Annotated in this window: 21 protein-coding genes; 2 read left to right on the top strand and 19 right to left on the bottom strand. The window is 26.7% G+C overall.

Going from position 1 to position 20,654, the window contains the following annotated elements:
- Positions 1 to 162: 162 nt before the first annotated feature.
- From HMPREF3181_RS00805 to HMPREF3181_RS00780, 6 genes are all read right to left on the bottom strand, one after another.
- Positions 163 to 915, bottom strand: a complete 753-nt coding sequence (locus HMPREF3181_RS00805) for a TPM domain-containing protein (RefSeq protein ID WP_068472057.1) — start codon at positions 913 to 915, stop codon at positions 163 to 165.
- 9 nt (positions 916 to 924) lie between these two features.
- The gene (locus tag HMPREF3181_RS00800; RefSeq protein WP_068472055.1) at positions 925 to 1,992 is read right to left on the bottom strand and encodes a TFIIB-type zinc ribbon-containing protein; all 1,068 of its coding nucleotides are present in this window, start codon (positions 1,990 to 1,992) and stop codon (positions 925 to 927) included.
- Positions 1,993 to 2,022: 30 nt separating this feature from the next.
- Entirely contained in the window at positions 2,023 to 3,360 is a 1,338-nt protein-coding gene (locus HMPREF3181_RS00795; RefSeq protein WP_068472053.1) for an SPFH domain-containing protein, read from the bottom strand.
- A 127-nt stretch (positions 3,361 to 3,487) separates the two neighbouring features.
- Complete coding sequence (locus tag HMPREF3181_RS00790) at positions 3,488 to 4,111, bottom strand: response regulator transcription factor (RefSeq protein ID WP_082713855.1); 624 nt, start codon at positions 4,109 to 4,111, stop codon at positions 3,488 to 3,490.
- A complete protein-coding gene (locus HMPREF3181_RS00785; RefSeq protein WP_068472051.1) occupies positions 4,089 to 5,387 on the bottom strand; it encodes a sensor histidine kinase in 1,299 nt (432 codons plus the stop codon). Before HMPREF3181_RS00785 ends, HMPREF3181_RS00790 begins: the two co-directional genes overlap by 23 nt.
- Complete coding sequence (locus tag HMPREF3181_RS00780; RefSeq protein WP_068472049.1) at positions 5,380 to 7,038, bottom strand: histidine kinase N-terminal 7TM domain-containing protein; 1,659 nt, start codon at positions 7,036 to 7,038, stop codon at positions 5,380 to 5,382. The genes HMPREF3181_RS00785 and HMPREF3181_RS00780 overlap by 8 nt, the downstream gene beginning before the upstream one ends.
- A 187-nt stretch (positions 7,039 to 7,225) precedes the next feature.
- Between HMPREF3181_RS00780 and HMPREF3181_RS00775 the strand changes: the two genes are divergently transcribed.
- Positions 7,226 to 7,675: a hypothetical protein gene (locus tag HMPREF3181_RS00775; RefSeq protein ID WP_068472047.1), complete on the top strand. Its 450-nt coding sequence runs from the start codon at positions 7,226 to 7,228 to the stop codon at positions 7,673 to 7,675.
- A 71-nt stretch (positions 7,676 to 7,746) separates the two neighbouring features.
- On the opposite strand, the gene HMPREF3181_RS00770 is transcribed toward HMPREF3181_RS00775, so the two are convergent.
- The 6 genes from HMPREF3181_RS00770 to HMPREF3181_RS00745 all read right to left on the bottom strand — a co-directional run bounded on the left by HMPREF3181_RS00770 (position 7,747) and on the right by HMPREF3181_RS00745 (position 13,638).
- Entirely contained in the window at positions 7,747 to 8,178 is a 432-nt protein-coding gene (locus HMPREF3181_RS00770; RefSeq protein WP_068472045.1) for a SoxR reducing system RseC family protein, read from the bottom strand.
- The gene (locus HMPREF3181_RS00765; RefSeq protein WP_068472043.1) at positions 8,166 to 8,879 is read right to left on the bottom strand and encodes a tRNA threonylcarbamoyladenosine dehydratase; all 714 of its coding nucleotides are present in this window, start codon (positions 8,877 to 8,879) and stop codon (positions 8,166 to 8,168) included. The genes HMPREF3181_RS00770 and HMPREF3181_RS00765 overlap by 13 nt, the downstream gene beginning before the upstream one ends.
- Positions 8,869 to 10,641, bottom strand: coding sequence for an aspartate--tRNA ligase (gene aspS / locus HMPREF3181_RS00760; protein WP_068472041.1), 1,773 nt, complete (start codon positions 10,639 to 10,641; stop codon positions 8,869 to 8,871). The genes HMPREF3181_RS00765 and aspS overlap by 11 nt, the downstream gene beginning before the upstream one ends.
- A gap of 239 nt (positions 10,642 to 10,880) precedes the next feature.
- The gene (gene murJ / locus HMPREF3181_RS00755) at positions 10,881 to 12,401 is read right to left on the bottom strand and encodes a murein biosynthesis integral membrane protein MurJ (protein WP_068472039.1); all 1,521 of its coding nucleotides are present in this window, start codon (positions 12,399 to 12,401) and stop codon (positions 10,881 to 10,883) included.
- Between the two features lie 45 nt (positions 12,402 to 12,446).
- The gene (locus tag HMPREF3181_RS00750; protein ID WP_068472037.1) at positions 12,447 to 13,175 is read right to left on the bottom strand and encodes a hypothetical protein; all 729 of its coding nucleotides are present in this window, start codon (positions 13,173 to 13,175) and stop codon (positions 12,447 to 12,449) included.
- A gap of 31 nt (positions 13,176 to 13,206) precedes the next feature.
- Positions 13,207 to 13,638, bottom strand: a complete 432-nt coding sequence (locus tag HMPREF3181_RS00745; protein WP_068472035.1) for a macro domain-containing protein — start codon at positions 13,636 to 13,638, stop codon at positions 13,207 to 13,209.
- 297 nt (positions 13,639 to 13,935) lie between these two features.
- On the opposite strand from HMPREF3181_RS00745, the gene HMPREF3181_RS00740 reads away from it, so the two are divergent.
- Positions 13,936 to 15,147: a tRNA(Met) cytidine acetate ligase gene (locus tag HMPREF3181_RS00740; RefSeq protein ID WP_068472033.1), complete on the top strand. Its 1,212-nt coding sequence runs from the start codon at positions 13,936 to 13,938 to the stop codon at positions 15,145 to 15,147.
- A 38-nt stretch (positions 15,148 to 15,185) separates the two neighbouring features.
- On the opposite strand, the gene HMPREF3181_RS00735 is transcribed toward HMPREF3181_RS00740, so the two are convergent.
- The 7 genes from HMPREF3181_RS00735 to HMPREF3181_RS00705 form a co-directional block, all read right to left on the bottom strand.
- Positions 15,186 to 15,875, bottom strand: coding sequence for an LrgB family protein (locus tag HMPREF3181_RS00735; protein WP_068472031.1), 690 nt, complete (start codon positions 15,873 to 15,875; stop codon positions 15,186 to 15,188).
- On the bottom strand, positions 15,859 to 16,245 hold the full coding sequence (locus HMPREF3181_RS00730) for a CidA/LrgA family protein (RefSeq protein ID WP_068472029.1): 387 nt from the start codon (positions 16,243 to 16,245) through the stop codon (positions 15,859 to 15,861). The genes HMPREF3181_RS00735 and HMPREF3181_RS00730 overlap by 17 nt, the downstream gene beginning before the upstream one ends.
- A gap of 92 nt (positions 16,246 to 16,337) precedes the next feature.
- Complete coding sequence (locus HMPREF3181_RS00725; protein ID WP_068472027.1) at positions 16,338 to 17,222, bottom strand: DegV family protein; 885 nt, start codon at positions 17,220 to 17,222, stop codon at positions 16,338 to 16,340.
- Positions 17,223 to 17,328: 106 nt separating this feature from the next.
- Positions 17,329 to 17,871: a 5-formyltetrahydrofolate cyclo-ligase gene (locus HMPREF3181_RS00720; protein WP_068472025.1), complete on the bottom strand. Its 543-nt coding sequence runs from the start codon at positions 17,869 to 17,871 to the stop codon at positions 17,329 to 17,331.
- Positions 17,871 to 19,148: a bifunctional folylpolyglutamate synthase/dihydrofolate synthase gene (locus HMPREF3181_RS00715; RefSeq protein WP_068472023.1), complete on the bottom strand. Its 1,278-nt coding sequence runs from the start codon at positions 19,146 to 19,148 to the stop codon at positions 17,871 to 17,873. Before HMPREF3181_RS00715 ends, HMPREF3181_RS00720 begins: the two co-directional genes overlap by 1 nt.
- Positions 19,149 to 20,000, bottom strand: a complete 852-nt coding sequence (locus HMPREF3181_RS00710; protein WP_068472021.1) for a bifunctional 5,10-methylenetetrahydrofolate dehydrogenase/5,10-methenyltetrahydrofolate cyclohydrolase — start codon at positions 19,998 to 20,000, stop codon at positions 19,149 to 19,151. It lies immediately after the preceding gene.
- 10 nt (positions 20,001 to 20,010) lie between these two features.
- Positions 20,011 to 20,649 (bottom strand): cyclodeaminase/cyclohydrolase family protein, encoded by a 639-nt coding sequence (locus tag HMPREF3181_RS00705; protein ID WP_068472018.1) that lies wholly within the window; start codon positions 20,647 to 20,649, stop codon positions 20,011 to 20,013.
- Between the last annotated feature and the right edge of the window lie 5 nt (positions 20,650 to 20,654).

Below are 20,654 nucleotides of genomic sequence, written 5' to 3'. Positions count from 1 at the left end.
TGCAAGAATAAATTAGCCACATAAAAATAATTTTATATTTATTTTAATAAAATCTATACTATTTATCTTATCAGCTATAAGCTCATATAAAATTTGGATTTATTGGAATAAAAATTAAAAAAATCCGTGTATCAAAACACAGATTTTTTTGTAACATATATTTTAAAAACTTCCGTCAGAAGAATCTCCATCACTACTTGAACTACTTGAAGATTTAGGTCTTGCAGTTTTTGTGATTTCATTTCTAATAAATACATCATCTTTATTTGTAATTTCTGAATCCAAAATATAATTATTAGCTGATGTTTCATTATGAACATTATTTAATTGTGATTTATAATACGCTCCAATTCCATAAGCAATTAGAAATCCTGCAACTAAAGAGCCTGCTATCCAAAGCAAATTATTCTCTTTTATTTTATTTTTTTGAGAATATGGTTCGCCCTTTGATCCTTTTTCTAAAAATTTTTCAACATTTTTGTTATATTCTTTTATAGCTTCGAAATAATCACTTTTTGATAAATATGATTTTATTTTTTCTATAGTATATTCTTGACAATAGGAATCAAAATTTGTTTTCCCTTTTCCAGAAGCTTCTATTGCCCATTTTCTATCTTTTTTTGAAATTACAAAAACTATATTATCTTTAGTTTCAAATTCTTTTATATAACCTTTAGCCGTAATTTTTGCCTCTTTATCAATTAAAGCTACAAAAGTTCCTATTTTATATTTTGAAGAAATTTCTTTTAAAGTTTTATTCAGTTCTGATATTTCATTTTCTTTTAGTGTGCCAGTTTCATCTAAAATATAAGTTTCTTCTTCCTGAGTAGCCATTGAGGAAAAAGATACAAATACACAAGACGGTAAAATCATAGAAAAAATTAAGGTTAAAACAAGTAAAAATTTATTTTTCATAATTTTCTCCTATCTAAAAAAGTTTGCAATAAAGTATATTATCACACTAAATATTGGCCATAAGATTAATACCATTTTCCAAAATGCAGTCTTATCTAAAGGCAGACTTCCAACAAATTTACCTGTTTGCCCATTCATAGCAAATGTATAAGTTTCTCCATTCCAAGAAGTATTCAAAAACCAAACCGGATAAAGAGCGTATTTTACTTCTGCATCACTTAATTCAATATTTTTTTCTCTAACAGTTACATTTTTATAATCATTAGTACTTGTTAAAAAATATTCTTCAACGCTACTGTATATTCTACTATTTATATTTTCAGTACAATCCTCATAAGAAACATCATACTTTTCAGCTAGATATCCTGATAAATACGGCATTTTAAAATCAGTCAATTCCTCATTATAAAAAGGTTCAATAGACTCTGTAATTACATTTTCAATTTTACTTGAACCGTCTATTGGAATATTTTCAAAATTCATATATCCTTCACGCAATAATTTATAATAATCTACACTCTTATAATCATATTCAGAATCAGACCATCTTTCTACTATTTCTCCATCAAAGGAAATATCTGCATTAGCATCAGTCTTAAATAGCCAATATGGAACATATATACCTTTTATTTCATCAATATGATTTTCATCTTTAAATATTTTTGGTACAAATTTTTTACTATTTACAAAATTTTTCAAAGATTCTTTTGCAGATTTTTTATCCAGTTTAAAAGGAATGATACAATCAGGTTTTAATTCACCACTAATTTTATCTCCAATAACAACGGGATTATCACAGAAAGGACAATTTGTAGCAGCTAATGTGTCATCTCCAATTATTTCTCCACCACAAGCACTACAAACAAAAGTTTTAACACCATCGGCATTATCAAAACTTTCTGTTGAAGTTTTTTCCCAAGCCGTTCCTTTTGAGGCTTGTTTTTCTTCTTCAAGTTTTTCAAGAGTTTCTATATCACAAACAGCATCACAATAAGGACATTTCATCTGTTGACTTGCACTATCAAACTCAAATCTTCCTCCACAACTAGGACATTTATAATCAGTTAAATCAGACATAATATCACCTCTTATTTTAATTATTTCAAATTAAATTTTATCATTTTCGTCAAACACATCGCCACATTCCGGACAGAATTTTGGTGGATTTGATGAATCTTCAGGTTCCCAACCACATTTGTTACACTTAAATTTAGAATTTTGTGGCTTAGGACTACCACATTCTGCACAGAATTTTCCAGAATTTGTTGCTCCACAACTACAAGTCCAATTTCCTTTTGGTTCAGGCTTTGGAGTTCCACATTCTAAACAGAACTTTCCACTATTTACAGTTCCACAATTACATTTCCATTCATTTGGATTTGGAGCTTGTTGCTGTTGTTGAGGCTGAGCATTTTGTTGCACTTGCGCCCCTGAATTTTGTTGCCCCATTTGGAACAAGTTTTGTGCATTCATTCCACCAGCTTGTCCTGCCATATTCATTCCCATAAAGCCCATCATAGCTCCATTAGGATTATTTGCAGCAGATTTCATAGCTTCTGATTGTGCTCCGACAAGAGTTGCAGCTGCCATAGTCGGATCTCTAAACATAGCATTTCTTTGTGCTTGTTTAATCATATCTGCATCTTCTTCAGGTAATGTTATAGGATTCATTGCAATAGACACAACTGAAATTCCTCTAAGTTCATTCCATTTTTTAGTTAAAACCTCATTCATAGCCTCTGACAATTCTTCTGCATGAGCAGGAATTGAACTTGGTCTAATCTCCAAATCGGAAATTTTTGCAAATGCAGGTTGTAAAGCGCTGACAAATTCAGTCTTTAATTGTCCGTCTATTTCTTCTCTATCATATTGATTAGCAACATTTCCACAAACATTTGTATAAAAAACTATCGGGTCTGTAATTTTATAAGAATAAACTCCATTACATCTAATAGATACATCTAAGTCCAATCCAATTTTGTTATCTACGACTCTAAAAGGAATCGGATTTGCTGTTCCAAATTTATTGTCTATAATTTCTTTTATATTAAAATAATAAACCCTTTGGTCTTTTCTGGTATCTCCACCATGAGTAAATCTCTTTCCAATAGTTGCAAAACTTTGTTTTATACTATCTCCAAGTTTACCACTAAAAATGCTTGGCTCAGTTGAATTGTTATAAGTAAATTCTCCAGGTTCGGCGCATACTTCTACAACTTTTCCCTGCTCAACAATAATCATACATTGTCCGTCAGCTACTGCTATTCCTGAACCGTTAGAAATAATATTGTCACTTCCTTTCGTATTCGATGACCTTCCACCAATGCTTTTTTGTCCTTTCATCATAAGTACATCTTTATTTAATGCCTCACAATAAAAAAATTCTTTCCACTGGTCTGCCAATACTCCACCGGTTGCACCGGCAATTGCTTTAATAAGTCCCATAACATACTCCTTTCGTTTATTTACATTATTTCATTTTTACAATTTTATATTAACAAAATTTTATTTTTCTTAATACACCCTTTTAGGTAGTTAAATCTTTACAAAAAAATAGAACTTTGCAGTTCTATTAAAATTCCGGTAATATTAACTTTTTATTTACAACATCTATAACTAATTGCATCGAATTGGTATATCCGGTCTTTGAAAGTAAATTTTTTATATGGAACTTTACTGTATTTATACTTATATCCAAATTTTCTGAAATTTCCAAATGTGTACTACCATTTACCAATTCTCTCAAAACTTCAAGTTCTCTACTTGTAAATTCATAACTTTTTGCCAAGCCGATTTCAATGGTTGGAGTTCTATCCGGATAGATTTTTTCTCCATTCAAAGTTTTTTCCACAACTTCTATAAAGGAAATTTTATCAAAATCCTTATACCAAAAGCTATCGCAACCAATATCCTTAGCTTTCTCGATAAAACTATGTTCAGGCATTGAAGTTACAATTATTATTTTTATATTGGGATAATATTTTTTTATATTTCTTGATGCCTCAAGACCACTTTCTCCATTAGCAGTGCATATATCCATTATAATTAAATCAATTTGTCCATTGGAGCAAAACATTTCAGCCATTTGTGCATTCTCAATGGAATTAACTATTTTTATATTTTCAAGCTTTTCCAAATTTAATTTTATCATTTCTCTAACCATTCTTTGGTCATCAACAATTAAAACTTTTATCATAATAATCCTCCGATAAATTCAAACTGATATGAAGTTCTACGCCATTATTTATTTTTATTTCAAAAGTTCCACCATTTTGTTCAATTCTTTTTCTAAGTGAAGAAAGTCCAACCCCTTCTTTGATTTCAGAAACTTCACTATATCCATTATCTCTGATAATTCCAGATAATTTATTTTCACTTTTTATAATATTCAAATTTACTTCATCAGCATTCGAATGTCTAACTGCGTTGGTTATAGATTCTTTTAGTGCAAATATAAAGATATAAGGTAATTCATTTCCGTCTTTTATATCTCCTGACAAAACAACTTTACAGCCAAAAGATTTTGCTCCTAAAACCAATTCATCATATAAATTACTTTTAGGCTCTTCAGCTAAATTGTTTTCTATCTTTCTTATAACTTCAACCCACTGATTTTTAGCAAAATTTATATATTCAAAATTATCTTCTGACTCTTTAGAATTTTTAAAATATAATTTTGTAGCTAAAACCGACTTTCCAAACTCGTGATGTAACTTTGATTTTGAAATTAAAATTTCTTTAGAACGATTTATCTTTACTATATCTTTTAATAATTTTTCAAGAGATTTTTTTTGATTTTGAATTTTTAATCTTTCCTCTTCCAGTTTTTCAGTTTTGGCATACAAATCTGTAATGTTATGCACTATAACTTGAAAAATTTCTACTCCATTTATATTAATCGTACTTTTATCAAAAAGAAAAACTTGCCCTTTAATTTTATATGCAATAGAATCTTTAAAAAATATTTTCTTTACATCTAATTTATTATTTTCAAGTAAAGCAAGGAAATATTCTATATTATTAATATAAGTTCCTGAAAAAGAAAATATTATTCTATTCATAACCCTATTAATCAATAAAGATTTTCCAGTTTTATCATAAAAACAAATTCCAACAGGTATATTATCAATAGCCTCTTTTATAGAATTTCTATCAATAGTATCTTTTTTTCTTTCCATTTTCAACAAAAACGCAAGTATGACTAATATAGAAATGAAAATTATATGATATGAAATTTTAATTTTAAAAATAAAAAATTTACTCATTTCAAGCCCCTTTAAAGCTACATCACTAAGATATTTAGCAATAATAGTTTCTAAAAGCAAAAAAATTAATATAACGAAAAGAGCAATATTTCTAAATTTATTCAAATTTGATTTAAATTCATAACAAAATATAATCGAAACAAGCAATAAAGCGATTAAACTAATAAATAAGAATAAATCATTAGTAGTCATAATACTATCAATCATTAGAATTCGCCCCCTTTTCACAAATACTATATGATAATAACTTACCAAAAGTTTCTGTGTTAATTTCAAATTCTATATTTTCATATTTTTCTTTAACCCTATCAAAATTAATTTCTAAATAACTTTCTTCTTTCAATTCAATTTGTATAAAAAATTTTTTCTTACAATTAGATGAAATAAAAATATTATCAATATTAAAAATATGTTTTTCAACAATATTTTCAAAAATCTCATAAAATAAAAGAGCATTCTTTCCATAAACCATATTTTCATCTTCAATATTAATGACACAATAAATGTCGAAAAATTCAAGATTAGTGGAGCTTTCTAAAAGCGACAGCTTTAACTCTCCGGAAGTTAGTTTTTCTCCAATTTCATTTATTAAAATCATATTTGTAAATCTTTTTACAAAAATTCCAATTACATTTATATTTTTTAAAATATTTTCTTGAACGGAATAATCTTTCCCCTCCATATCATTTAATAATTTTTTTATCTTTGAAATTTTATATGAAATACTATTTGAAATAAGTGTAAAGATTTGACTTTGATGCACCAAACTAAGTTTATGCAATTTTATTCTATACTTTTCCTCCAATAAACTTAAAGAATTTTTTATTTCATTTGAACTTTCAGCTATTTCATCATTTAATTTATTAATCTCTGAAATGTCTTTTTGCCAAAGAACATTTCCTCCTAAAATTTTAAAGGTGTAAAGCAAATTGTTTTCGTCTAAATTTATCTTTTCATTTTTTATGCTTTTAATAATATCTTTACTAAAATTTTCAGCAATATCTGAACGATATTTAACATTTGCTTTGTTATCTACTATTGTTAAAGGAAGTTTTATATCTTTAAAAAATATTTTATAATTATCATTGGACGAAATTTCTCCAACAAAAACCAAAGTTTCAAGTAGCAATATACAAAAAAAGCACATAAAAACTGTAAAATCTACTCCAAAAATATTTTTACTACCATTTAATGAATAAATAATATTATATATAATACATAGAAAAATCACAAAAAACGGTAACCAATTATATCTAATATTCTTTTTAAAATATGATTTCTTTAAAAATATATAAAGCGAATAAGTAGTAATAAAGACAATCCATAATGCAATTATGAAATAAAAAAATACTTTTTGTCCATCTCCATCATTAATGGAATTAAATTTAAATACAAGTTGATGTATATTATTTGTAAGTACAATAAAAATTAAAATTACTGAAAAAGCAGTTGGAAAAACAATTTTCGGAACATAATTTTCATCTTTATCAATACACAAGCTAATAAAATAAAAAAGTAAAGGAATTAAAATCATTGGAATATAATAACAATATCTAAGAAATCTTGTTGTATCCACAGAAATATTACTGTATTGAAACTTAAACACACGAACAAAAACCCAAAATAGCAATAGATATGAAATGTTAAGAGTATATTTTTTTATATTTTCATTCAATATTCTTTTATTTATTTTCAATCCCCACAATATTATATTTAAAAACAAAATTAAACTTAAAAATTGGGCAAAAAAAGTATCTATAATATGTGAACTAAATTTATAATCTCTTAAAAATCCATATAAAAAAAGAAGAATACAACTTATAAATAATTTAACAAAAAATTTATCTATCTTTTTCATAATATCCTCCTTTTAAAATAATCTTTATGTTATAATATCATTTTTTTGAAAAAAAATCAATTTATTCACAAAATATATAATTATTAAAATACTACCCAAAAGTGTATAACTATATAAACTTTTTTATGTTATACTATAGTTACAAATTAGAACATACTAATTTAATTTATTTTAAGGGAGGCATATTATGAAAAAATTCAAAAAAATTATGTTATTTGTATTACCACTATTAATAATGTTTTCATTAGTTGCTTGTAAAGCTTCAAGTAATTCAATAGTTGGACAATGGAAACCGGAAGGAAAAGCTAGTGGTGCAATGAAAGAATTAACTGACTCAGAGTCATTAAAATTCTTAGGTGTGAAAGGTGAAGTAACATTAGTATTCACTAAAGATGAAAAGATGGATATTAAAGTTGGAGATGAAAGTCTTTTAGAAAAAATGAAGTCAGTGGCTGCTCTTGCTGGAGAAGAAGCTAAAAAAGAAGCTGAACAAATGGAAATGAAATATAAAGTAGATGGAGAAAATTTAACAATTAACTTTATGGGAGAAAAGGTAAAAGCTACTTTCTCAATAAAAGATGATAAACTTACAATAAAAGACGAAGCAGGAGAAACTGTTTTTACAAGAGTTAAATAATAACCAAAAAATTTTATAAGAATTAAATAAAAAGATGCAAAAGGCCGATTCGTTTGAATCGACCTTTTCATTTATATGTCTTTTTTTGAAATTTTTTGTTCCATATACATTGCTTTTGTTGATAGATGAGCATATTTTTTATCTACAAGTTTAACTACAAAAAAAGCTAAAATCATTGTAACAGTTCCAACTAAAAAGCCAATTATATCTATTCCTTTTAAATTTGGAAAAATCACATTAACTAAAACTATTGAAAGCATAAACATTAAAAGTGGAAAACCATACAGAAAAATAGAATATTTTAAAACAATACTACTATCTACACCTATTTTTACATAATCACCAACTGCAACGTCCAATGTCTTTTTCATAACTATATGCATAGTCGGTGTTGGACAACCACTACAAGTTTTACAAGTTCCTTTACAACCACTTATCCTTGAAACCAAAACTTTACACTTATTCTCAGGCAAAATTTTAGTTATATATCCTACTTGTTCCATAATATCAAATCCTTTACTACTTCTGATGTAATAATGAGTCCTAAAGTTGAAGGAATAAAACTTATGCTGGACGGTGATGATTTTCTTCTCTCATTAGATTCAATCTTTTCCCCAACAGAAATTTCATCTGAATAGACGCATTTTAATTTTTTTACTCCCAAACTTTTAAGCTCTTTTCGCATAACTCTTGCAAGTGGACAAACCGAAGTTTTATAAATATCAGCTACTTTAAATCTTGTAGGGTCTAATTTATTTCCCGCTCCCATTGCGCTGATTATTTTTATATTATTTTCATAACAATATTTTGCAAGATAAATCTTAGAAGTAATTGTATCTATTGCATCTACAACATAATCATAATATTTTAAATTAAATTTTTCAATATTATCTTTATCTAACTTTTCCTTAAAAACATTAACTTTTATATCGGGATTAATAAGTTCTATCCTCTTTTTCATTTCATCAACTTTATATTTTCCGACATTATTTAACATTGCATGAATTTGTCTATTCACATTTGTTATATCAATAGTGTCAAAATCTACAAGTGAAATTTCTCCGATTCCACAACGACAAAGTGATTCAACGCTAAAACTTCCAACACCACCAATTCCAAATACAATTACTTTAGAATTTTTCAAAATATTAAGTGATTCTGTTCCTATTAAAAGTTCTGTTCTCGTATAAATATTATTTTCCAATTTTTAAATTTAACTCCTCAAGTTGTGTCTCTGAAACTATGCAAGGTGCTTCTGTAAGCAAGTCGGATGCAGATTGTGTCTTTGGAAATGCTATTACATCTTTTATATTATTTGTACCCGCAAGTAACATAATCAATCTATCAAGACCAAATGCAAGTCCACCATGTGGTGGTGTTCCATATTTTAAAGCCTCAAGTAAGAATCCGAATTTAACTTCAGTTTCTTCTTTTGTTAGACCTAATGCCTTAAACATTTTGTTTTGTAAATCAGAATTGTTAATTCTAATTGAACCTCCGCCAAGCTCATCTCCATTTATTACAATATCATAAGCCTTTGCATAAACTTTTTCAGGATTGCTTTCTAAATATTGAATATCCTCATCTTTTGGGTGTGTAAATGGATGATGCTTTGAAACATATCTTTGTTCTTCTTCATCATATTCAAAAAGTGGAAAATCTACTATCCAACATAAATTATATTCATTCGGATTTAATAAATTCATTTCTCTTGCAATTACACCCCTTAATGCTCCTAATGAATTTAAAACTACATCATTTTTATCTGCAATAATTAAAATTAAATCATCATTTTCAGCATTCATTCTCTCTTTAATATTAGCAATAATTTCTTCATTTAAGAATTTTGAAATTGAAGAAGTTACTTCACCATTTACAATTTTTATCCAGAAAATATTTTTAGCCCCATAATCTCTTATTGAGTCTATTAATTTGTCAATTTTCTTTCTAGTATATTCTTTTGAATATTTACCGATTGAAATTGCTCTTACACTTCCACCTGATGAAATAGCATTTTTAAATAAATCAAATTCAACATCTTTAACACAATCTGTAATATTTCTAATTTCAAAACCAAAACGTAAATCAGGTTTATCACTTCCGTATTTTTCCATTGCATCATCATATTTCATTCTCTTTATTGGCAATTCAATATCTATTCCTTTAATTTCCTTAAATAATTTTTGTAACATTCTTTCATTTACATCGATAACATCTTCAACATCTACAAAACTCATTTCAAGGTCAACTTGAGTAAATTCCGGTTGTCTATTAGCTCTTAAGTCCTCATCTCTAAAGCATTTTACTATTTGAAAATATCTATCCATTCCTGCAATCATCAAAAGTTGTTTCATAATTTGTGGTGATTGTGGAAGAGCATAGAAGTTACCCGGATTAACTCTTGAAGGTACAAGATAATCTCTCGCTCCTTCCGGAGTTGGTTTGTTTAAGTATGGAGTTTCTATTTCAACAAAATTATTTTCTGAATAAAAATCTCTAATTACTTTACAAACTTTTGCTCTTAATTTTAAATTATTTTGTAAACTTTCTTTTCTTAAGTCTAAAAATCTGTATTTTAATCTTAAATTTTCTGAAGCATTGTCGTCATCTTTAATATAGATTGGAGGAGTTTGTGCAGTATCTAAAACTACAAATTCATTAACTTCAATCTCAATATCTCCTGTTGGAATTTTAGGATTTTTGCTTTCTCTTTCAGAAACAATCCCCTTAACAGCTAAAACAAATTCTGACCTAACTTCCTTTGCACTATTAAAAATTTCTTCTCCCAGTGTATCTCGTACAACAATTTGTGAAATACCTGTTGTATCTCTCAAATCCATAAAAATTAATGAGCCTAAGTTTCTTTCCTTAGCAACCCACCCCATTAAAATTACTTCTTTTCCAACATCTTCTTTTCTTAAGTTTCCACACATATGTGTTCTTCTTAAATTTCCCATTTGTGCCATATCTTTCCTCCTTGTATAAAAAAAGTCCCTGCAAACTGCAGGGACGAATATAATCCGCGGTACCACCCTAATTATTGGTATCTCTCTTTAAAATAAAAGCTCCGGAGTGTCCCACCTTAAATCAAATATTAGCTTTCACCAAATGCTAACTCTCTAAAAATTTCCTTAAAGTTTTTTTCCTTCAACGCATATATTTAATTTTTTTCTAATTATATCAACAAATGTAATTAAAGTCAAGTCTATTCAATTTTACTTTCTAATTTATTTATTATTGCTCTTAAAATATCTAATGCCTGTCTTGTTCTAAGCAAGATAGAAACTGTCGCATAAATTATTACTGCAAAAATTATTGATACAAGCAAACTTAAGTTGTTTGAAAATCTTGAATGTAATACAGTAAAAATAACTTTTGAACCTATAGCCATAAATAAAACGGAAATTATCATCTTGTATATGTTTTTCAACATAACTTTACACTTTATTTTACCTATTTGTTTTTCCAATTTTATATAAAGATTTATCGCTCCAAAGAAAGACGCAATAGTTGAACCTAATGCAAGACCGTTAAGTCCCATAAATCTTGATAAAATTACTGATGAAATAACATTTAAAATAACCATTTCTATTGAATTTATCAAAGGAATTTTAGTTAGCTTTAATGCATAGAATGATGAAGATAAAACATCTCTAACTCCTAGTCCTATAAGTCCCAAAGAGTAATAAAACAGTGCACCTGAAACCAATGTAACGTCATTTTCATCAAACTTTCCTCTCTTGTATATCAAAGTTATTATTTCAGTAGAAAAAATCATAATTCCAATAGCTGAAGGAATAACAAGATATAAAATAGTTGAAATTGTCTTTGTTATTTGTACTTTAAACTTCACAGTTGATTCTATTGCAAGTCTGCTCAAAGTCGGATAAATTGCTGTTGTTATTGAAACAATCATTATTCCCCATACAAATTCATAAAGTCTTGTAGAATAAGTTAAAACAGAAATACCCTTATCAGAAATAAATGATGCCAAATTTTGGTCTATAATCATATTTATCTGATTTACTGCAACCCCAAAAATTATTGGAAGAGCTAAAATCAAAAGTCTTTTCACATTTTCGTCTTTAAAATTTAGAACAAACTTATGTCTATATTTTGTTCCTCTGATTGCAGGAATATATGGAACATATTGAAAAATTGTAGCAGTAGCAACTCCAATCGGAGCAAGTATCGGATTAATTTTATAACTTATAATCAAAAATACAATTATAACTATATTATATAAAAATCCTGTTGAACCCGGTATAACAAAATTACCCTTTATATTCAAATATCCCTTTAAAATTGCATTTAAAAGTTGAGCAAACATTCCAAGTATTGTAATTCTTGTAAATTTAACAGATAATTCAAAAATTTCTCCAGAATATCCCATAGCAAATATAAAAACTATTTGTCTGGCAAAAATATAAGCTAAAATAGTCGCAATAATCCCTATTATAAAAATTATATTTAAAATATTACTTGTAAATCTATCTGACTCATTTCTTCCCTTTGATTTATACAAAGACGTATATGTTGGTATAAAATTTGTAGAAAGTCCGGACATTACAAATCCTAAAATAGTATATGGAATTAAAAATGAAATTTGAAAAGCGGTTGCTATCTCACCTGTTCCATAAAAATACGATAATAATATTTCTCTAAAAAATCCTAAAATTTTAGATAAAATATTTATAATCATAAGTAAAAAAGCTGTATAACCCATAAAATTCTCCTATCATAAAAAAGTCAAAAACTCACGTTTTTGACTCTAGTTTTTATATCTACTTGTAACTTTATCATTAAGCCCATACCATATAAATATCCTTGAAGTCTTACATAAATGTTCCATAAATACTTTTTTTATATGTGCATAAAGTTCTTCTAAATCTTTTTTTGTCAAAAAATTTTCTTTTTGTAAAATATAATATCTATTACCCTGAAATTCCAACTTTAATTGTTTTACAATATAATTATTAAGATTAAAAATATAGTCTTTTATTACATTTTCGAAAAAATCATTAGTTTTTTCTTCAAACTTTTCATTTAAATTGTAATAATCTATAACATTATTTATAAGTCTATTTCTAAATCTATAATCTTTAGAAGTCAACTTTCTAACTATAAGTTTTTGTTTTCTACTAATCTTCAAATCAGGATAATTAAGTAAAAAATAATTTTCCAGTTCATTTGCAAAAACATTAGACTTTTTACCATAAATATATGAATTAACGGCAAGTACAATTTCCAAGCGATTAATATCATCATAAACTACTTTTTTAACAGCACTTTTGATATATTCTCTATCTGTTCTATTCTTGTAAAAAACATCTAAACTCTTAGAGATTTTATTAAAAATTGCCTGTCTAAATCTTACATTAAAACCACGTTGTTCTATTGAAAGTGAGGAAATAAAAATATCAAAAGCAACAGAATCTTTTAAATACAAAAAACTATACTCTAAAGCACGTCTAGTATCTCTATCTAATAAAGTATTCATATTCTCCTCCTTTCATAAATTTAAATCTAATCTATTTACACATAAAAACTACAATATCTTTTTTTACATTTCTTAAAAATCTTTTAAAAACTTCACTATGTTTTGAACTATAACTATTTGAAAGCCTTGTAACATCAACTGCTATTGTGTTAAATTCATATTTTTCAATTCCTGATAAAATATTTGAAAAAATTTCTTCCAAAAATTTTTCATCTTCTTCATTTTCAATTCTTTGTGGAATTGAAGAAATAATCACATAAGTCGTTTTAAGGTTAAATGCCGGAACGATTTTAAACTCTCCAGTTGCAAATGAACTTATCTTGCTAAAAACATCAAGTAGTCTATCTCCGGCTTTAGAAACTAATTCCATAGTATCTTCGCTTGAAAAAGCATTGTCAACAAAGTAAACAATACAATCTGATTCAATATCAAAAATGCTTTCACTAACAACTCTAATGTCCATAACAAAACCTCCAAAAAATATTATAAAACAGTACGTTTATTATATAGTTTTTTTTGTATTTAGTCAATAATCAAAGATACATAATATTGATAAATTTATGCTTAAAAAATTATATCAAATTATTAATTCAAGTTGAAAAGTTATTTGAATGAAAATATGATATAATAAATACAGTTTTATGGTTATTGTATAAAAGTGTATTTATTTCATCATATTTACCGTTTAAAGATTATCTAAATTGAAAATATGATATAATAATCTTAATAAAATTTATAATAAAAAATTAAAGGAGAATTTATGAAAGTTTCCGGAATAATTTCTGAATATAATCCATTTCATCTGGGACACAAATATCAAATAGATACTTTAAAAAACAAATTGGACACTTTTGTAATTTCAATTATGAGTGGAGATTTTGTTCAACGTGGTGAATGTGCGATTTTAGATAAATATACAAGAGCGGGTCTTGCTGTAAAAAATGGTGTAGATTTAGTTATAGAACTTCCTTTTTATTTCAGTTTACAAAGCGCTGAAAATTTTGCAAAAGGTGGAATTTCAATTTTAAATAAATTAAATATTGTAGATTATCTATGTTTTGGCTTTGAATGTGAAAAAAAAGAAGACATTTTAGAAATTGCAAAATTTCAACTTGAATATAAAAGCGACATAGAAGAATTTTTAAATTCTGAAATGAAACTTGGAAAAAGTTATGCAGTCGCTTACAAAAATGCTTGTATAGAAATAAATAAAAAATATAATGTTTTAGAAATTAAGGATAATTTCTTTATTTCAAATAATATTCTTTCAATAGAATATGTAAAAAATTTAATTCTTTCAAATTCTAAAATAATTCCTTTCCCTATAAAAAGAAAAGGCGAGAATTATAATAGTGAAAACTATAATTCAAATAAGCAATTAAGTGCATCTGCAATCAGAAAAGCAATTTATGAAAATAATTTTGAAAAAATAGAAAATTTTATAGATAAAGATACTTTTGAAGAATTAAAAAATTCAGTAAAGAACAATATTCTTCCAAATGAAAAAAATATTTTAGAAATATTGAAATACAATATTTTAATAAATCAAATAAACCCTGAAAATATTGTAAATTATGAAAATGGAATTTTAAATTTGATAAAGAAAAATATTTTTACCGTAAATTCAATAGAAGAATTAGCAGAAAAAATTCAAAGTAAAAGATATAAAAAAGTTAGAATAAAAAGATTTATTTACAATTACCTGCTTAACATAGATAACAGTGTAAAAGAAATTTATTCTAAAGAACCTGAGTATATAAGTGTCCTTGCATTTAACAAAAACGGGCAGGAATTATTAAAAGAAATAAAAAATAAATCAAATTTAGAGATAATAACTACACACAAAAGCTCACAAAATTTATCAGAATTACAAAAAAACAAATTTGAATTGGAAAAAAATACAAGAAAAATTTACAAGTTATTTACAAATAACAAAAACTCAACTGAATTTATTTCATTTTTAAAAAAATAACTACCGACAGAACGGTAGTTATTTTTCATTAATTTTCATTAAATAAAATTTAAAATTAAAGGTAGTAGTATAACTGCTAATACTCCGGAGATTGAAATTGAAACTGTTGAAATTGAACCTTCAACTTCTCCAAGCTCCATTGCTTTTGCAGTTCCTAAAACATGACTACAAGAGCCAAGTGCAACTCCTCTTGCAATTTTATCATCAATCTTAAAAATCTTAAAAATCAATTCTCCAACACTATATCCTATAATTCCACATATAACTATAAATACCATAGAAATTTCAATTATTGCACCAATTTTTTTAGAAATTTCATATCCTATTGCTGATGTAACTGACTTAGGTAACATTGAAAGCAAAATTTCTCTATTTATTCCAAAAATATTACATAAAATAATTGCAGTGATTGCTCCAACACTTATTCCTATTAAACAACCAAGAAAAATTGGAATAAAATACTTTTTTATTATATCTAAGTTTTTATAAAGTGGAATTGCTAAAACAACTGTTGCAGGAGCAACAAAAAAAGTTAAAATATCAGCACCTTCTTTGTAATTCACATAAGGAATTTTAAAAATCAAAAGAACAGCTATGATTAAAACTGAAGATGTAACCATTGGACTTAAAAATTTTAATCCCAATTTAGTTTGAATTTCATATCCGATAATAAAAGTTATAACAGTTAAAAATATTCCAAAAAGTGGACTATTAATCATTAATTCCATTTTTACTACCTCCTTTTACAAAAATTTTTACTAAAAAAGAAGTTGCAAATGCTGTAACAATTATAGATACGACTACACTTACAAATAAAATCAAAAATATTTGTAAAAATTTCCCATTAAAATAATTAAATTTATCTATAACACCAATAACCAAAGGTGTCATAAATAATGTAATATTTTCAAGCAAAAACTCTGAAACTCTTTCAATTTTTTTAAGCTCAATTATTTTAAAATATAATAATACAACTAAAAATAACATCGATAAAATTGTCGCCGGAACAGGAGATTTAAAAATTATTTCTACAAATGTCCCAAAAACTAAAAAAATCAAAATAACTAAAAATTCATAAATATGTTTAATATTAATCATCTCCCCAAAAATTAAAATACTCTTTACACGATGCTTCGCATAGAGTTGGTAGCAACCTTATTACTTCACAATAAAAGGGTTATTTCTAACCCTTAAATTTCAAAATTATCATATTTTCCATATAACTCGTCTAAATAAACCATAGCCAAAATACTAGGACCTGTATGACAACCGATAACAGCATCTACACCGGTTATAATAATATCTGAATTATTAAACTCTTTAGTTAAAAGTTCTTTTAATTCATTCGCTTTATCCATACAATCGCCTTGCAAAATAACAATAGTCTGCTTATCTAAGCAATCAGATTTTTTCTTAACTATATCAATAATTTTTTTCTTAAAAGCCTTATGCCCTCTAACTTTGTCGAAAAAGTTAAGCTTTCCTGTTTCTTTAGAAATATCTAATATAGGGCAAATATTTAATAAATTACCTAAAATAAATTTAGCCTTATTTAATCTTCCACCTCTATAAAGATATGTCAAATCATCAACTGTAAAAATATAATTTATATGATTTTTATAAAAATCAATATATTTTAAAATCTCTTCTAAACTTTCTTTATTTTCAATCATTTTTGCAACTTTGATAGTTAAAGCACCATAACCAAAACTAGCACCTAAACTATCTATTATATGAATTTTTGCGTTTGGAAATTCATCTAACAAATCATTTTTTACCATATTTGCTGTACTAAAAGTTCCTGAAAGTCCAGAAGATAAAGAAATATAAATAATTTCATTTTCAGATAAAATTTCTGCTTTAAAAACATCATAAAACTCTTTATATGAAACTTGTGAAGTTTTATAATCAATACCTTTAGCCATATTTTCAAATAATTTATATTTGTCTATATCAGAATTTAAAGTATATTCATTTTCGCCATCTGTAACCATCATATTAAAAATTTGTATTTTATATTTTTTGGCAATTTCTACTGGAATATCTGCTCCCATATCAGAAAATAACTTTATCATATATACCTCCTATTTTCAAAAACTTACCTAGTATATATAATATACTATTTTAAAAAATTTTGCAAGAAAAAACAGCTTTGAAATCAAAACTGTTTTAAAATTCATGTTAATTTGTAATTACCAACTCAACAGGCAAGTCAAATTCATTTGTTGGAACTTTTTCGATTATTTGTTCTTTAAAAGCTAAAGCTATTGTATGTCCTTTAAAGTCTTTTAAATATCTATCATAATATCCCCCACCAAAACCGATTCTGTAGTTATCTTTGTCAAATCCAACACCCGGAACTAAAATCAAATCAATATTTTCTTTTTCAATAATATTTTCTTCAATTTCAGGTGGAGTTTTTATTCCATAATGTCCCTCAACTAACTCATCTAAAGAACTTATTTTATAAAAGAGCATCTTTCTAGTTTCCTTTTCACAAATAGGAGCACAAATAATTTTACCTTCTTCTAATAATTTTTCAATTATTGGATATGTATTTATCTCTGTCCCAAAAGGAATTGTAAGTGCAATACATCTTGCATTTTTAAAATTTTCATTTTCAAATAACTTTTTATATAAAATTTCTTCAAAATTTTTTCTATCTTCTGTTGATATTTTTTTTAATTTTTCCTGAATTTCTTTTCTTAAAAATTTTTTATCCATTAATAATCACCAACTCCCAAAAGATTACGCACTTCCCCAACAAAATACAAAGAGCCGAAAGCCGATATAACATCATCTTCTTTAGAAATTTCAATCGCTTTATTTATTGCATCTTGATAATTTTCAAAACTATAAACTTTCTTTTCTGTTAATTTTTCAATTCTTTCTTTTAATTCTTTAGATTCCATTGCCCTATCAGAATCCGGTCTAACAGTTAAGAATACATCAAAACAAGGAACTATTTTAGCTAACATTTCATTGTAATCTTTATCAGCTAAAACACCAAAAATTCCAATTTTTTTATTGTCTTTATAATAAAAATTCATACTTGAAATAAATTTTTCTATTCCATCAATATTATGTGCTCCATCTAAAATAAAATCAGGATTTTTTGAAACTAATTCAAATCTACAAGGCCAAGTTACACTTGAAAAACCATTATAAATGCTTTCATTTGAAATTTCAAATCCCATTTTTCTAAGTTGTTCAAGCAATTCAAGTGAAATTGTAGCATTATTAATTTGATGTGAACCAAGTAAATTTATTTTTAAATCTTTAAAATCTTTATAATTTATTATTTGTCCATTTTTTGTATTTTCTAAAAGTTCAATTTTTTCTAAATCATTTAGAATAACTTTAGAGTTTTTAGAATTAGCAACCCCAATTATACTATCCATAGCTTCTTTACTTTGTGAATACAAAACAAGAGGAACATTTTCTTTTATAATTCCTGCCTTTTCGAGAGCAATCTCAGGAATTGTATTTCCTAAAAATTGTTGATGGTCTAAACTTATTGAAGTTATTAAAGTTATTAGAGGGTTTTGGGCTACATTTGTAGCATCAAGTCTGCCACCCAATCCTACTTCCATAATCGCAAAATCACATTTTTCCCTATAAAAATACAAAAATGCAATAGCTGTTACAAGCTCAAAATCAGCAGGAAAAACTTCCATTGTTTCTGCGACTTCTCTAACCTCATTCATCAAGTCTATTAACTTATCTTCAGGAATATTTTTATTATTAATTCTAATTCTTTCTTCAAAATTATAAATAGATGGAGAAGTGAACATTCCAACTTTATATCCTTGTGAAACTAAGGCAGAATTTACAAAAGAAGTGCAGGAACCTTTACCGTTGGTTCCTGCAATATGAATAATTTTTAATTTATCTTGTGGATTTCCTAATTTTTCCATAAGAGTTTTTATATTTTGTAAACCTAATTTAATTCCACTGCAAACTTCTCCTCTAAGTTTTATCATTGCAGTTTCATAATCCATTTATTTTACCTTTTTTCTAGCAGCGATTAAACATTTTTCAGCTAAAACTGAAGTTGTTATTGAGCCAATACCACCCGGTACCGGATTAATAAAACTTGCAATTTCAGAAACTTCATCAAAATGAACATCGCCTGTTACCTTTCCGTTTTCATCATAATTTGTTCCAACATCAACTACGATTGCTCCTTCTTTTACAAATTCCTTTGTAACAAAATGAGCCTTACCGATAGCTGAAACTAAAATGTCTGCATTTTTACAAACTTCTTTTAAGTTTTGAGTTCTACTATGACATACAGTAACTGTTGCATTCTTTGCTAATAATAACATTGCAACCGGTTTACCGATAACATTACTACGTCCCAATACAACTGCATTTTTACCAGTTAACTCTAAATCATAGAATTCTAACATTTTTATAACTGCTGCAGCAGTACAAGGAATAAAACTGTCTTCCTTAGGATAGAAAACTTCTCCGATATTATATGGACTAACACCGTCAATATCTTTTTTAGGATTAATCTTCATACCAACCAAGTCATCATCGATATGTGCAGGTAATGGTCTTAAAAGCAAAAATCCATCTACACTATCATCATTTCCGATTTTTTCAAGTTCAGCTATAAAATTCGCCTCTGTAATATCCTCAGGGAAATGGAATTGAACACATTCAATACCTAGAGAAGATAAAACCTTTATAGCAGCATTTTCATAACCGATAGAATCACTTCTATCTCCAACTCTAATAAAACCACAAGTAGTAACTTTTCCTTTTTCCTTAAGTTCAGCAACTCCGGCTTTAATTTTTTCTTTTAAAGCTATCGCTACTTCTTTACCTTTCATTATTGTTGTCATAATAATCTCCTTATTTCAAAAAGCCATTAAAGATTTTTTCAAATGCTTTATTAGCAAGTTCAGTTCCTTCTTTTAACAATTTCATAGATTTTTCATTTATCATCTTGATATTGTCTTCGTTTTTCATTGAACAAGTATTTGCAAAAACACTAAGACTTGCACCCTTAAGTGCAGACTCTAAAAATACGGCTCCTGTTGCAACATCACCAATTAAATTTTTATTACCTATCTCAGTTAATCTGTCAATCAAAAGAATAGCCTCATAAGATTTTTCCATTATTTGTAATGGAATCATAGCAGCCTTATAAAGATTTTCTTCCAGAGCCTCTCTCTTTAATCTCTTTTCTTCATCAGTATTTCTTGGCATTTTATAGCATTGAGAAAGTGGATAAAAAGCATCAGCATCGCCTTGAACTAACTCTTTTAATGAAATAATTAATTCATTGTATTTTTTAATTTGTTCTTTTATTTCTTCTTCAACATCTTTAAACTTTTCATTACCAGTTGTATAAATTGCGTCCATATTTAAAAGCGCAACGCCTAAAGCACCAACAAGGGCAGAGGCACCTCCGCCCCCTGGTACAGGTTGTTTATCTGATAATTCTTGAATAAATAAATTTATGGTTTTATCACACATTTTTTGTTCCATAAATT

It is taken from the genome of Parvimonas sp. KA00067, from assembly GCF_001553085.1.
In the GTDB taxonomy this organism is placed as follows: domain Bacteria; phylum Bacillota; class Clostridia; order Tissierellales; family Peptoniphilaceae; genus Parvimonas; species Parvimonas parva.
This window is presented reverse-complemented; position numbering and strand designations above follow the sequence as displayed.